Raw genomic sequence first — 14,089 nt, 5'->3', positions numbered from 1 at the left:
TGTGCCCAAAACGCACGGTGCGGGGGAGGGGGCCTTGACCTTCCCCCGTATTCCAAACCGACCACCTCCCCACAGTGGCCCCGAAAGGTGGGAACCGCTTTAAAGTTTGTCAGGGAAAAGGGGGCATCGCTTTTTCCGAAAAGACCAAGCCAAACAAAAGGATTAAAAGTCTGTCCGCCTCAACGTGAAACGGACAGACTTCAGGGCGTTACCCGATCCAGAGCCCTTCCAGGCGAACCCGGGCCCCTTCCGGTGTGTTGTTGATGAAGTTGATCAAGCCGCTATGCCGCCACTGCAACATGCACAGGCGCGGCTGGAAGTAGTAGCGCATCCCGATGTGCAAGGACAGGCGGGATTCAGTGATCAGCCCTTCGTACCCTTCCGCGATGTAGTACCCGAGATCCTTGAAACCCTTTGCCCGCGGGCCAAGGGGACCCGTCACGCACCAGACGATCACCCCGGTGCGGGCATCAACCTCGACCGCCACGCCGCAATGGGTGATCGGGCAGCCGCACGACATGCCAAGCGGCCGACCGATCAGGATATCGCCCACCTGGACATCCAGCTCCCGGGTCAGGAGGGGGTTATGCGGCAAGATGATCTCGCGCGGACCCGGATCCTCGGGGAAGTGCTCCAGGAAAAAATCAAACGGGCGCCCCAGGGAATCACGCCACCGCTCATCGATGTCCTTGTCGTTGGCGGTGGCCTCCTCGCTGCCCAGGGATGCGGCCACCCGTGCCGCGCCTTCCGGGCCGCACCCCGCGCAGGCGGGGGCCTCCGTGGTCGGGCGGGCACGCTCGGGCGACAGGTGGATGCACCGGCGCAGCAGGTCAGGACGTTCGTCCAGACGCGCCGACAGGTCGGAACAGGTGCGATAGCCGCACACGCCACAATCCAGGCCGGGCAAAGCCGGCGCTTCCAAGGTCTTGGTCATAACGGAACTCCTGATGAATGAAGGGACCGCTCAGGCGTGGGAGGTCAGGGGACGCAAGGCGCGTACAATCCCGGGCAGCACGGCCAGCAGACGGTCGATGTCGGCATCGGTGGTGAAACGCCCCAAGGTCAGACGCAGGGCACCGCGAGCGCGGATCGGGTCAAAGCCCATGGCGGTGAGGACCGCCGAGGGTTCGGCGGCGCGGTGAGCCGAACACGCACTGCCCGACGAGGCGGCAATCCCTGCCTCATCAAGGGCCAGCAACACGCGAATGGCCTCGCCCTCCTGGCCGGCGAACCCCACGCACAGGTGCCCGGGCAACCGCCGCCAGCGATCGCCGATCACATAAACGGTGGGAACCGCCGCGCTGAGGCCATCCAGCAAGCGCTCGCGCAGGGCAACGAGGCGCACCGCCTCCCCGGCTCCCTCCTCGCGGGCAATCTCGGCGGCGGCCCCCAACGCGACCAGACCAGGGGTGTTCTCGGTTGCCGAGCGCAAACCCCGTTCTTGCCCGCCGCCCAGAACCAAGGGGTGCACCTTCACCCCCCGGCGTATGATCAGCGCGCCCACCCCCTTGGGGCCGTGCAGCTTGTGGCCGGACAGAGACAGCAGATCAACCTTGACGGTTCCGAGATCGAGGGGGATCTTGCCCACCGCTTGCACCGCATCGGTATGGAACAAGGCACCGTGGTCGCGGGTCAGCGCCGCCAGATCGGCCAGGGGCTGGATGACCCCGGTCACGTTGTTGGCGGACATCACCGATACCAAGCGGGTCTGGGGCGTGAAAGCGCGGGCCAGGGCGTCGGGATCGATCACCCCGTCGGCACCGGGGGACAGGCGGGTGACGCGCACCCCCTGACGCTCCAAGAAGGCGAGGGGAGCAAGCACCGCCGGATGCTCGATCACGCTGGTAATCACGTGGTGGGAGCCGGGGCCGAGAGCGGCCATCACCCCCAGAAGAGCAAGATTGTCGGCCTCGGTGCCGCTCGCGGTGAACACCACCTCGTCGGGCTCGCTCCCCACCAGCCGGGCCACCTGGGCGCGGGCTCCGTCGATGGCCTCCCGGGCCCGGCGGCCGGGGCCATGCAGGCTGGACGGGTTGCCGAAAAGGTCGCGGGCACTGTCGGCCAGGACCTGCGCCACCCGGGGATCAAGGGGGGTGGTGGCCGCGTGATCAAGATAGACCGCCCGGTCGAGATCGGGCAGAAGAGGACGATCAGCCATGGGAAATTACTCCCCGCGGTAGAAACTCTGGTTTTCCAGCGAGCGCACCACGCCAAAGTGGGCCTGCCAGCCGATTTCCTTCTTGCCCACGCAGATGGTGCAGGTGCCAACCGGCGGATTGCCGCGCAGAAGCATGTTTTTTGACACGTCGGGGTAGTTAAGAAGCCGGGTGACAAGGGGGTCGATGCCGATCCCATGCAAGGCGTTGACCTCGCGCACGGCAACCTCGGGCGCCGCGTCCTGGATGCGGGCGCGGAACACTTCGCGCTCGGCTTGGGAAACGCGGTCGATCTTGGTCACCACGGCCACGTCCGCCAGCGACAGCATGGGGCCGACTTTAAGGGGAAGGTTCATGCCCGAGGTCGCTTCCAGCACCACCACCCCCAGTCCGCCGTCCACATAAGGGGAGCAGCGCAGGCACAAGCCGGCGGTTTCGACCAGTAAGACCTCTGCCTTTGATCGTTCGGCCCATGCCAGGGCATCCCCCAGCACCATGACGTTACAGTGGTCGGGGCACAGCTCGCCTGAATAAACCTTGCGGGTGGGAATTCCGAACTCGGCCGCCAGCTGTTCGTCTTCCTCGGCAAACTGGACATCGATCTTCAAGAAGGCCGCCGCCAGGCCCCGGTTGTGCAAGCGGGTCAGGATGTGGCGGATCACGGCGGTCTTGCCCGTGGTCGCGGGCCCCGCGAAAATTCCCAGTTTCATCATGCCACCTCCAGATCCGCGCGAGAGACGCGCAAGCCACCGCGCAAGCGTTCGCGCAGGTGTGACAGCATGTCGTCAAGACGGGTGACGGCGGGGGCAACGGCTTGCTCCTCCTCGTCGGTTTCAAGCACGTCGGTGATCCGCCCTTCGCTCATGACGATGCGCCGGTCCGACAACAGGGCGATCCGAGGGTCGTGGGTCACAAAAATAAAAATCCGCTTGTGACGGCGCAGCAACTCCAAGGCGCGGGTGCGGTTGATGCCGGCGTTTTCAACCTCGTCAAGCAAGACGATCGGGGTATCGCAAATAACGGTGGCGTCCGCGATCAGAAGAGCGCGCGTCTGTCCCCCCGACAATTCGGTCATGCGACTGCCCGGATTGATCGGCTCGCCCGTCAGTTGATTGGCAAACATCAGGGTTTCAGCAACCAAAGCCTGGGCCGCCGCCTGCGAACGGGCCCGGATGCGAGCATGCGTAACCAGGAACTCGGTCACGGGCAGATCGGAAAGAAAGGTCGTGTGTTGGGTGATCAGCGCAATGGGATTGCGGGACGGGTCGTCGCGATCCTCGGGGGCGGCGGGAACACCATCGAATAAAATACGCCGGCCCGTTGGCGTGTCCCCATCGGCGAACAGCTCGATATCGTTGATCAAGGTCGTTTTGCCCGAACCGGTACGCCCGACCACGCTGACAACATCGCCCATGTTCAGGTCCAGGCGTTCGATCCGGTCGCATCGCCCGTCGCGCCCGCGGCCGGCGATGATCGAGATTTGAGAAACCATAATGGTCCATCCCTCTCTTGGAGCCGGGATCAACCCCGGCCACTCACTCTAGTAACTCGATAGACTATATCTGTCCACTCATATTTTTTCGCCGGCCATTTTTCCCCATCTAGAGGCGCGATTCCGGCGGCTCGAACCCTCCGTGATCGGGGATCCCGGGATGGAGAGGAGGGGATGATCAATAATGTTATTATTAATCAGATGGTTATGACCTGGTTCTTCATTGGAGGAGAATAAGCCGGATCCAAAAAGGACGAGGCGTGGCCAGGTTGAAGAAAACCTAAACTCTACCCCAAGAAATCCTGATTTGACCGCTGTGGCCGGGGCGTGGAACCATCACTCCATAGACAAAAGGGATTTGTCGCGTTCCATCAGGGGCGGACACATGCCCCCGGACCATAAGGAATCGGCGTATGCCCTCCCTGGCTGTTCTTGCTTCGTCCTCGTCCTCGTCCGCCGCTCGACCTTCCGGCGCGCATCCGTGCTTTGGGTCGGCCGGAGCCGGGACCGCGCGAGCGGGACGTTTGCACCTGCCGGTCAGCCCGTCGTGCAACATCGCCTGCGAATTCTGCGCCCGGGATTTCAATCGACGCGATCATCGCCCCGGAGTCAGCCGTCGCCTTCTCACCCCCAGCGAGGCGCTCGCGGTGACCGAGCGGGCCTTGCGGATCTGCCCGGACATCGGGGTGGCCGGAATCGCCGGCCCCGGCGACCCGCTGGCAACCGACCATGCGCTGGAAACCTTTGCCTTGATCCACGCGGCGTTTCCTCACCTGACCAACTGCCTGTCAACCAACGGACTGCGCTTGCCCGAGCGCCTGGAGTCGCTGATCGAGGTGGGGGTGCAAACCATCACGGTGACGGTGAACGCCGTGGATCCCGACATTCAGGCCCGGATTTCGCCGCGGATCGTCTGGCGGGGACGCCGGGTGGAAGGCCGGACCGCCGCCGAGATTCTCATCGCAAGCCAGATGGAAGGGATCCGGCGGGCCGCCGACCGGGGCATCGCGCTCAAGGTGAACGCGGTCCTTATCCCCGGCTTGAACGACGCTCACATGGGAACGATCGCCGAGGCCGTGGCCAGCGCCGGCGCCTCACTGTTCAACATTATTCCTCTGATCCCCCAGCACGCCCTGGCCGGCACCTTGCCCCCCTCGGCGGCCCAGATCGCCAAGGCCCGGTTCCAGGCGGGTGCGTTTATCCGCGTGTTTTCACACTGCCAGCGGTGCCGCGCCGATGCCGCCGGGATTCCCGGGATCTCCGACATCGCCGATCGCCTGTATGGCCGGCGTTTCGAGGCCGAGACCTTCTCTCACGGATGAGTCCAGGATTACAGAATCATGACCAAGGAACTGAAGCAGATTGCCATCTATGGCAAGGGTGGTATCGGCAAATCCACCACCACGTCCAATATCAGTGCGGCCCTGGCGGAGGCGGGGTATCGCGTGATGCAGTTTGGCTGCGATCCCAAAAGCGACTCCACCAACACCTTGCGGGGCGGCACGTATATTCCGTCGGTTCTCGATCTGTTGCGCGCCAATGCCCGGGTCGATGCGCACGACGCGATTTTCGAGGGGTTTGGCGGCATCTTCTGCGTTGAAGCCGGGGGACCGGCTCCCGGCGTGGGGTGCGCCGGTCGGGGCATTATTACCGCCGTCGAGCTCATGAACCAGCAGAACATCTTTGAAGAGCTGGATCTGGACTACGTGGTTTTCGACGTGCTGGGCGATGTGGTGTGCGGTGGTTTCGCGGTTCCCATTCGCGAAGGCATTGCCCAGCATGTCTTTACCGTCTCGTCTTCTGATTTCATGGCGATTTACGCCGCCAACAACCTGTTCAAGGGGATTCAGAAGTACTCGAACGCTGGCGGTGCGTTGCTGGGCGGGGTGATCGCCAATTCGATCAACACCGAATTCCAGCGTCGGATCATCGATGACTTCGTCGCCCGGACCGAGACCCAGATCGTCCAGTACGTGCCGCGCTCGCTGACGGTGACCCAGTCCGAGTTGCAGGGCAAGACAACCATCGAAGCGGCGCCAACCTCGGAGCAGGCCGACATCTACCGCGCCCTGGCGCAACGCATCGCCCTGCACACCGATTCCAAGGTGCCAACCCCGCTCGACGCCCAGGACCTGCGCGACTGGTCGGCTTCGTGGGCCGATACCCTGATCGCCCAGGAGAACGCCGCCTACCATCCCCATGCCCTGGTCTCCTGAGGACACGATGAGCATCAATCTGAAAACCCCGGTGGTCGAAAGCCGCGAGCAGCGGCTGGGCACCATCATTGCCTGGGACGGCAAGGCTTCGGACTTGTCCAGGGAGTCGGCCTACGCCCGGGGTGATGGCTGCGGCGGTTGCGGCGGCGGCAAGGGCAAGGCCCGGCGCGTGTGCGAACAGCGCAGCCCCTTTAGCCAAGGGTCGGTGTGCTCCGAGCAGATGGTGGAATGCCAGGCGGGCAATGTCCGGGGCGCGGTGCTGGTTCAGCATTCGCCCCTCGGCTGCGGGGCCGGGCAGGTGATCTACAACTCGATTTTCCGCAACGGCCTCGCCCTTCGGGGTCTGCCGGTGGAAAATCTGCACCTCATCACCACCAATCTGCAAGAGCGGGACATGGTGTATGGCGGGGCGGAGAAGTTGGAACGCACGATCCGCGACGCCTTCGAGCGCCACGCCCCCAAGGCGATTTTCATCGCCACGTCGTGCGCCACGGCCATCATCGGCGATGATATCGAAAGCGTGGCCAGCGCGCTGGAGGAAGAGTTCGCCATCCCCGTGATCCCGCTGCACTGCGAGGGCTTCAAGTCCAAGCATTGGAGCACCGGATTCGATGCGACCCAGCACGGCATCTTGCGCCAGATCGTGCGCAGGAATCCGACCCGCAAGCAAGAAGACCTGGTCAACGTCATCAACCTGTGGGGATCGGATATCTTTTCCCCCATGCTGGCCGAGCTGGGCTTGCGCGTGAATTACGTGGTGGACCTCGCGACCGTCGAGGATCTGGCCCAGATGTCGGAAGCGGCGGCAACCGTGGGGTTTTGCTATACGCTGTCAACCTACATGGCGGCGGCCCTGGAACAGGAATTCGGGGTGCCCGAGGTCAAGGCGCCCATGCCCTATGGCTTCGCCGGCACGGACGCCTGGTTGCGCGAAATCGCCCGCGTGACGGGACGCGAAGAACAAGCCGAGGCCTACATCGCCCGCGAGCATGCCCGGGTAAAGCCCGAGCTGGAGCGTTTGCGTGAAAAATTAAAAGGGATCAAAGGGTTCGTTTCGACCGGATCAGCCTATGCCCATGGCCTGATCCAGGTTCTGCGCGAACTGGGAGTCGAAGTCGATGGCTCGCTGGTCTTCCATCACGACCCGGTGTACGACAGCCAGGACCCCCGCCAGGATTCCCTGGCTCACCTGATCGATCATTACGGAGACGTGCCCCACTTTAGCGTCGGCAACCGGCAGCAGTATCAGTTTTACGGTTTGCTGAAGCGGGTGTCTCCCGACTTCATCATCATCCGGCATAACGGGCTTGCCCCCCTGGCGTCCCGGCTTGGCATTCCCGCCATTCCCCTGGGGGATGAACACATCGCGGTCGGATATCAGGGAATGATCAATCTGGGGGAAAGCATTCTCGATTCCCTCGCCCACCGCAAGTTCCACCAAGATATCGCCCGCCACGTCCGCCTTCCCTACAAGGACAGCTGGCTGGCCCGGGATCCTTTTGATCTGGCGCGCCCCCGCGCGGCGCAAGGAGTCTGACCGATGCCCGAAACCGATGTTTTGCTGGCCTCGCGCCCGCACAAGCCGGCCGTTCCCCAGCGGACCAACTCCATTGAACAGGTCCGGTCGGTTTGCTCCATCGGGGCGATGCATACCGCCGCCGCCATTCCCCGCGCGATCCCCATCACCCACTGCGGCCCCGGGTGCGCCGACAAGCAGTTCATGAACGTGGCCTTTTATAATGGGTTCCAGGGGGGCGGCTATGGCGGCGGCGCGGTGGCCCCCAGCACCAACGCGACCGAGCGCGAGGTGGTGTTCGGGGGCGCCGAGCGTCTTGAAGAACTGATCGACGCCTCGCTGGAGGTGCTGGACGCCGATCTTTTCGTCGTGCTCACGGGCTGCATTCCCGACCTCGTCGGGGACGACATCGGTGCCGTTGTCGGGCCCTTCCAAAAGCGCGGGGTGCCGATCGTGTTCGCCGAGACCGGCGGGTTTCGGGGCAACAACTTCCTTGGCCACGAACGGGTGACACGGGCCATCATCGATCAGTACGTGGCCTCGTATGACCCGGCCCGGGATGGGGCGCGGGAGCCGCGCACGGTCAACGTCTGGTCCGTTTTGCCATATCACAACACCTTTTGGCGCGGGGATTTAAGCGAGATCAAGCGCCTGCTTGAAGGCATCGGGTTGAAGGTCAACATCTTGTTCGGCCCTGAAAGTGCCGGGGTAGCGGAATGGAAGGCCATCCCGAAAGCCGGGTTCAACCTGGTTTTGTCGCCATGGCTGGGCCTGGAGACGGCGCGCCACCTGGAAAAGGTCTACAACCAGCCGTTCTTGCACCGCCCGGTTCTGCCCATCGGCGCGGCCGAGACCGCCTCCTTCCTGCGCGAGGTCGCGGCCTTCGCCGGTCTCGATCCGGTCGTGGTCGATGCCTTCATCGCCGCGGAGGAGCGCATCTATTATAGCTACATGGAGTATTTCACGGATTTTTATTCGGAATACTGGTGGGGCCTGCCGGCGAAATTCGCCGTCATCGGCGACAGCACCTATGCCCTGGCCCTGTCCAAGTTTCTGGTCAACCAGTTGGGCCTGATCCCGGCCTTGCAGGTGGTCACCGAAAATCCGCCCGAAGAGACCCGATCGGGGATCGAGGCCCAGTTCGCCACCCTGGCCGACGACGTTGGCGCGCCGGTGCTGTTCGAGGAGGACAGTTACACGATCCACCAGCATGTGCGCGCAACCTCGTTTGGCCACAAGGCCCCGATCTTGTTTGGCACCACCTGGGAGCGCGACGTGGCCAAGGACCTGAAGGCCGCCTTGGTCGAGGTCGGCTTCCCCGCCTCCTATGAAGTGGTGCTGTCGCGCACTTACGTCGGGTTCCGGGGCGCCCTGACCTTGCTGGAAAAAATCTACACCACCACGGTCAGCGCCAGCGCCTGACGAACAGTGTCCGTCAAGGGGGCATCCGCCGCCGAAGAGAGCCGTTGATCGCCTTTGATCAACACGAGGTGGCGTCAACAAGGGCAAGGCAGGCGGCGGGCGGCCCTGTTCCCGCCGCCTGCTTTCGTGCTTGCCCGCGATGTTCTTCATTCACGGGAACGGCTTTTTGTTATCAGTCGAAACTTGTAAGCAAATCTCTCTGATTGTGTAGATAATCCAAATTGATATCACCAGGGGGGCGCGGGATAGTCGGGGCGGGAGAGGACAACTTGACCGGGATATTCCGGGTCGGACGGCTTTGGTTCCTCCCATGCCACCCCCGTGCGGAACGCGTGGTGCCTTCCGCCCGACGGGGGATCCGTGAAGAGGTTTCCTCATCATGACCGAGCTTCTAGACCATCCCTCCGCCCTTGGCGACGGTGCCGCGCGTCAGTTGGCCAATGCCACCAAGACGGTGCCGCAAATGAGCAGCATCACGCCGCGCTGGCTGGTGCGGTGCCTGGAGTGGGTTCCCGTCGAGGCGGGCATTTTTCGTCTCAATAAAGTCAAGAACCCGGGGTCCGTCACGGTGGAGTGTTCGTGCAGGGACGAACGGGATCTGCCAGAGATCTTTGTTGATTACGAGGAAAATCCTCGCGAAATTCTGCTGAGCGCCGTCAATACCGTCGTGGATATTCATACCCGTGTTTCGGATCTTTATTCGGTCCCCCACAATCAGATTGCTGAACAGCTCCGCCTTTCGATCGAAGCGATCAAGGAGCGTCAGGAAAACGAGCTGATTAACAACCCCGAATACGGTCTGCTGTCCAACGTGGATCCGGCCTACACCCTTTCAACCCGCGTGGGTCCGCCGACCCCCGATGATCTCGACGAATTGATCGCGCGGGTCTGGAAGCAGCCGGCGTTCTTCCTGGCTCATCCGCGCACCATCGCCGCGTTTGGGCGCGAGTGCACCCGCCGGGGGGTGCCGCCTGTCATCGTGACCTTGTTCGGCACCCCGTTCCTGACCTGGCGGGGCCTGCCCCTTGTTCCGTCGAACAAGGTTCCCATCGAGAACGAGCGCAGCAAGATCTTGCTGCTGCGCACCGGTCAGGCTCGCCAGGGAGTGGTCGGCCTGTTCCAGCCGAACCTGCCGGGGGAACAGAGCATGGGTCTGTCCGTGCGCTTCATGGGCATTAACCGGAAGGCGATCGCCTCTTACCTGATCTCTCTTTACTGCTCGCTCGCCGTTCTGACCGAGGACGCCCTCGGGGTGCTGGAGAACGTGGAGCTGGACACCTACCATGTCTACGACTGAGCCGATCCCCGGCGCGTCGGAGATCATGGCGGCCCTGGCCCGGCTGGCCCTTCCTCCGACCACGGTTCCCCGGCCGGCCCCGCTTCCAGGGGTTCCTCCGGGCGTGAGCATCGACCCCGGCACAACCCCCGCCTACGGGTTCCTGGAAGGGGCGGGGCCGCCCCTTTTCCCGGCCGATGGGATGCCGGGCCGCGTTCCCCTCGCGCCCCATGCCTCCCCGGGCGAGGAACACCCCGAGGAGGCCGCCCTACGGGCCTTGCTTGCCCCCCTCGTTTCCGCAACACCGGCAGACCTGCCGGAGGGGAGTTTTCCCCATGCGGGATCGGGCATGCCGGGTCCCGGAGTGTTCGATCCGGCACGGTCCAGGGAACCGCTCCCGGCGGCCGGTCCGGTGCCGCCGCCTGGCTCTCCCTTGTTCGACCTGGCGACGGGACGTCCCGGGAGTGTCCTGGACGCGGCCACCGTGCGCCGGGACTTTCCCATTCTGGCCGAGACCATCCATGGCCGGCCGTTGATCTGGCTGGACAACGCCGCGACCACGCAAAAGCCGCAAAGCGTCATTGATCGCCTCTCCACGTTCTACACGCACGAGAATTCGAATATTCACCGGGCGGCCCACACCCTGGCGGCCCGGGCGACCGACGCCTATGAAGCCGCCCGCGAGAAGGTCCGGCGCTTCCTGGGGGCCTCGTCGGTCGACGAGATCGTGTTCGTGCGTGGCGCGACCGAGGCCATCAATCTGGTTGCCCAGACCTGGGGCAGCGCCACCCTCAGGGCCGGCGACGAGATCGTGGTGACGGAATTGGAGCATCACGCCAACATCGTTCCCTGGAAACGTCTCGCCGACGCCGTCGGGGCGGTGCTGCGGGTGGTGCCCGTGGACGACAGCGGACAGGTGCGCCTTGACATCTACCGTGCCCTGCTGGGGCCGCGCACCCGGCTGGTGGCCATGACCCAGGTCTCGAACGCCCTGGGCACCGTGGTTCCCGTGGCGGAAATGACGGCACTGGCCCACCGGGTCGGGGCGCGGGTGCTGGTGGACGGCGCCCAGGCCGTTTCGCACATGGCGGTGGATGTGCGGGAAATCAAATGTGACTGGTATGTGTTCTCGGGGCACAAGGTGTTCGGTCCCACCGGCATCGGGGTGTTGTACGGCACCGGCGATGTGTTGGAGGCCATGGCGCCTTGGCAGTCCGGCGGCAACATGATCGCCGACGTCACCTTCGAGCGGATCGTTTACCAGGCACCGCCGGCCCGCTTCGAGGCGGGAACGGGCAACATTGCCGATGCGGTCGGCCTGGGCGCGGCGCTCGATTACGTCGAGGCCCTCGGCATGGATGCCATCGCCCGCCACGAACACGGCCTGCTTGACTACGGGACCGCGTTGCTGCGGGCCATTCCCGGCCTGAGGCTGATTGGCACGGCATCCGACAAGGCCGGTGTTCTGTCCTTTGTGTTCGACGACATCCCCCCCCTGGAGGTGGGACGTGCCTTGGATCGCGAGGGCATCGCGGTGCGCGCCGGGCACCATTGCGCCCAGCCCATCTTGCGCCGCTTCGGGCTGGAGGCGACGGTCCGGCCCTCGCTCGCCTTGTACAACTCGCCGTCCGACCTGGATGCCCTGGCCGCGGCCTTGCGCCGCCTTCGGGTGGGACAGCCCGCGCCGGCGCCTTGACCGCTTCAGGCCAGGGGGCTGCCCACGGGCTTCTCCCTTGCGTTCGCGACCAGACCCTTGGGGAGGAAAGCGATGTTGAACAGCGCCCTTGACCGGTTGACCGTCATAACCCAGGCCGACAACGGCGTGCCCAGCGAAGGGACGCTCGACGCCCTGTGGCTGCGCTTGCGTCAGGAGGCTCGGGAAGCCTATGCCCATGCCCCCATGCTCGCGCCCTTGTTTGTTGACTCCATCATGAACCAGCCGTCCCTGGAGGCGGCGGCTTTCCACCGCATCGCGGCGCGCCTGAAGAACGACGTGGTCGGGTTGGGAATCATCGTGGACGCCTTCAACCGGGCGATGGCGGACAATCCCGCGCTTGTCGAGGACCTGCGCACGGATATGAGCGCCGTGGTCGAACGTGATCCGGCCTGCGTCCGCTTCATCGAGCCCTTCTTGTATTTCAAGGGGTTCCACGCGATCCAGACCCATCGCCTGGCCCATTGGCTCTGGCACAACGATGAACGCGACTTTGCGCTTTACCTGCAAAGCCGGTCGTCCGACGTGTTCCAGACCGATATTCATCCCGCCGCCCGTTTTGGCCGGGGTGTCTTCCTGGACCACGCCACCGGACTGGTTGTTGGCGAGACGGCGGTGGTCGAGGACGACGTGTGCTTGTTGCAAGACGTGACGCTGGGGGGCACCGGAAAGGAAAGCGGCGACCGCCATCCCAAGATCCGCAAGGGTGTCCTGATCGGAGCCGGGGCCAAGATCCTGGGCAACATCGAGGTCGGCGCCGGAGCGCGCATCGCCGCCGGGTCGGTGGTGCTGCGTCCGGTTGCCCCCGCGACCACCGTTGCCGGCGTTCCCGCCAAAGTCATCGGCCAAGCCCCCCGCTCTTCCTCGCCCGACGGGGAAATTCTCAACGATCTGCTCATGGAGTCGTTCACCTATTGCATCTGATCGCCCTTCGCATCGTGGGATCCGGCCTGATTCCTTCTCGTCCTGGCGCGACGTTTCATTCCGGCGCCCCCCGGCGTGTCCCGGCCCCCCTTCCTTCCGGTTCTGGAGGGAGGGGGGCCGTTTTTTTGTTGACGGGGGCAGGCGGGTCGATTGAAATCTTCCCTATAGATTATATGGAGATTTGTGAAATGCCCGTTGCCCTCTCCTCGCGTCCCGACATTTTGCGCACAGGCCCGTCTGGTTTGTGTCGTGGGGAGGGCGCGGGAGGGTGTCTTCCCGTGTTCTCCCGACACCGTCGCCTGATTTTCCTGCAATTTCAGTCGAGGACACCATGGGCCTTTCTTCTCCATCATCGCGCCGGCGGCTGCCTCCCCTGAATGCCTTGCGGGCCTTCGAGGCGGTCGCGCGGTACCTGAGCGTGACCCAGGCCGCCGAGGAACTGTTCGTGACCCCGGCGGCGGTCAGTCAGCAGATCCGCCAGCTAGAGGAAACCCTGGGATGTGCCCTGGTGCGCCGCCAGGGGCGTGGCGTGGCCCTGACTCCGGCCGGGGAAGTTCTGCTCCCCGGGCTGAGCGAGGGATTCGACCGCCTGGTCCTGGCGGTCAACACCATGCGCGAGGCCCGTTCGCCAAGAACCATGGTCCGGGTGGCCGTTCCGCCGTCGTTTGCCGACAAGTGGCTGTTGCCGCGTCTTGGCGGGTTCATCGAGTCCCATCCCGACCTTGACGTGCATGTCATCGCGGGCATGGACCTTCTGGATCTCCATCGCGAGCCGGTGGATCTGGCGGTCCGCTTTGGAGCCGGCCAGTATCCCGGGCTGGCCGTGGAACTGCTGCGCGAGGAAGAAGTCTTTCCGGTGTGCGCCCCTGGCCTGCTCGCGGGATCCACGCCGCTTCGCGACCTGTCGGATCTGCGCAATCATACCCTGATCCACGACGACAATCCGGTCGAACGCGGGGCGTGCCCCGACTGGGCGTTGTGGCTGACCGCCGCGGGCCGCTCCGATCTTGTCACCTACAATGGGGTTCATTTCAACCAGTCCTCGATGGTGCTGGATGCCGCGGTCCAGGGCCTTGGCGTGGCCCTGGCCAAGGGCTTCCTGGCGCGGGATGATCTGGAAGGAGGGCGCCTGATCCGCCCGTTCACGGAAAACCACGTGCCCCGGTTCGCCTATTGGATTGTCGCCTTGCCCCAGGCCTTGACGCGCGCGCCCGTGCGGTCGTTCCGGGACTGGCTGCGCCAGGAAGTCTCGTAGGGCGAGACCCGAAAAAAGGGCGCCGCTTTTCCCGAAAAGACAAAATCAAGCAAAGGGATTCGGGGGGCTGTCCGCTTCAGTGTGAACATGAACGGGGCAGTCTCTAGAGTAATCCGAG

At 64.2% G+C, this 14,089-nt stretch carries 12 protein-coding genes; 8 read left to right on the top strand and 4 right to left on the bottom strand.

The window, feature by feature from the left end; translation table 11 throughout:
• Positions 1-208: 208 nt before the first annotated feature.
• The 4 genes from ROR02_RS13955 to ROR02_RS13940 are packed head-to-tail and all read right to left on the bottom strand — an operon-like array spanning position 209 to position 3,648.
• On the bottom strand, positions 209-934 hold the full coding sequence (locus tag ROR02_RS13955; protein WP_147164655.1) for a (Fe-S)-binding protein: 726 nt from the start codon (positions 932-934) through the stop codon (positions 209-211).
• A gap of 30 nt (positions 935-964) precedes the next feature.
• Positions 965-2,158 (bottom strand): cysteine desulfurase family protein, encoded by a 1,194-nt coding sequence (locus tag ROR02_RS13950; RefSeq protein ID WP_147164654.1) that lies wholly within the window; start codon positions 2,156-2,158, stop codon positions 965-967.
• A 6-nt stretch (positions 2,159-2,164) separates the two neighbouring features.
• Positions 2,165-2,869, bottom strand: a complete 705-nt coding sequence (locus tag ROR02_RS13945) for a GTP-binding protein (protein ID WP_246135557.1) — start codon at positions 2,867-2,869, stop codon at positions 2,165-2,167.
• Complete coding sequence (locus tag ROR02_RS13940) at positions 2,866-3,648, bottom strand: ATP-binding cassette domain-containing protein (RefSeq protein ID WP_147164653.1); 783 nt, start codon at positions 3,646-3,648, stop codon at positions 2,866-2,868. Before ROR02_RS13940 ends, ROR02_RS13945 begins: the two co-directional genes overlap by 4 nt.
• A 413-nt stretch (positions 3,649-4,061) precedes the next feature.
• Here ROR02_RS13940 and ROR02_RS13935 point away from each other — a divergent pair, with 413 nt between their 5' ends.
• The 8 genes from ROR02_RS13935 (at position 4,062) to gcvA (ending at position 13,971) form a co-directional block, all read left to right on the top strand.
• On the top strand, positions 4,062-4,970 hold the full coding sequence (locus tag ROR02_RS13935; protein ID WP_147164652.1) for a radical SAM protein: 909 nt from the start codon (positions 4,062-4,064) through the stop codon (positions 4,968-4,970).
• 18 nt (positions 4,971-4,988) lie between these two features.
• A complete protein-coding gene (gene nifH / locus ROR02_RS13930) occupies positions 4,989-5,864 on the top strand; it encodes a nitrogenase iron protein (RefSeq protein WP_147164651.1) in 876 nt (291 codons plus the stop codon).
• Positions 5,865-5,871: 7 nt separating this feature from the next.
• Entirely contained in the window at positions 5,872-7,401 is a 1,530-nt protein-coding gene (locus tag ROR02_RS13925) for a nitrogenase component 1 (protein WP_147164650.1), read from the top strand.
• Positions 7,402-7,404: 3 nt separating this feature from the next.
• On the top strand, positions 7,405-8,802 hold the full coding sequence (locus ROR02_RS13920) for a nitrogenase component 1 (RefSeq protein ID WP_147164649.1): 1,398 nt from the start codon (positions 7,405-7,407) through the stop codon (positions 8,800-8,802).
• A 379-nt stretch (positions 8,803-9,181) separates the two neighbouring features.
• On the top strand, positions 9,182-10,099 hold the full coding sequence (locus ROR02_RS13915; protein ID WP_147164648.1) for a family 2A encapsulin nanocompartment shell protein: 918 nt from the start codon (positions 9,182-9,184) through the stop codon (positions 10,097-10,099).
• Complete coding sequence (locus ROR02_RS13910) at positions 10,086-11,774, top strand: family 2A encapsulin nanocompartment cargo protein cysteine desulfurase (RefSeq protein ID WP_147164647.1); 1,689 nt, start codon at positions 10,086-10,088, stop codon at positions 11,772-11,774. The genes ROR02_RS13915 and ROR02_RS13910 overlap by 14 nt, the downstream gene beginning before the upstream one ends.
• 75 nt (positions 11,775-11,849) lie before the next feature.
• Positions 11,850-12,716, top strand: coding sequence for a serine O-acetyltransferase (cysE, locus tag ROR02_RS13905; RefSeq protein WP_147164656.1), 867 nt, complete (start codon positions 11,850-11,852; stop codon positions 12,714-12,716).
• 331 nt (positions 12,717-13,047) lie between these two features.
• Positions 13,048-13,971 carry a transcriptional regulator GcvA gene (gene gcvA / locus ROR02_RS13900; protein WP_147164646.1) on the top strand — a complete coding sequence of 308 codons (924 nt, stop codon included), beginning with the start codon at positions 13,048-13,050 and terminating at the stop codon, positions 13,969-13,971.
• Positions 13,972-14,089 lie beyond the last annotated feature (118 nt).

Origin of the sequence: Pararhodospirillum oryzae, assembly GCF_007992075.1 — a bacterium.
Taxonomy (GTDB): domain Bacteria; phylum Pseudomonadota; class Alphaproteobacteria; order Rhodospirillales; family Rhodospirillaceae; genus Pararhodospirillum; species Pararhodospirillum oryzae.
This window is presented reverse-complemented; position numbering and strand designations above follow the sequence as displayed.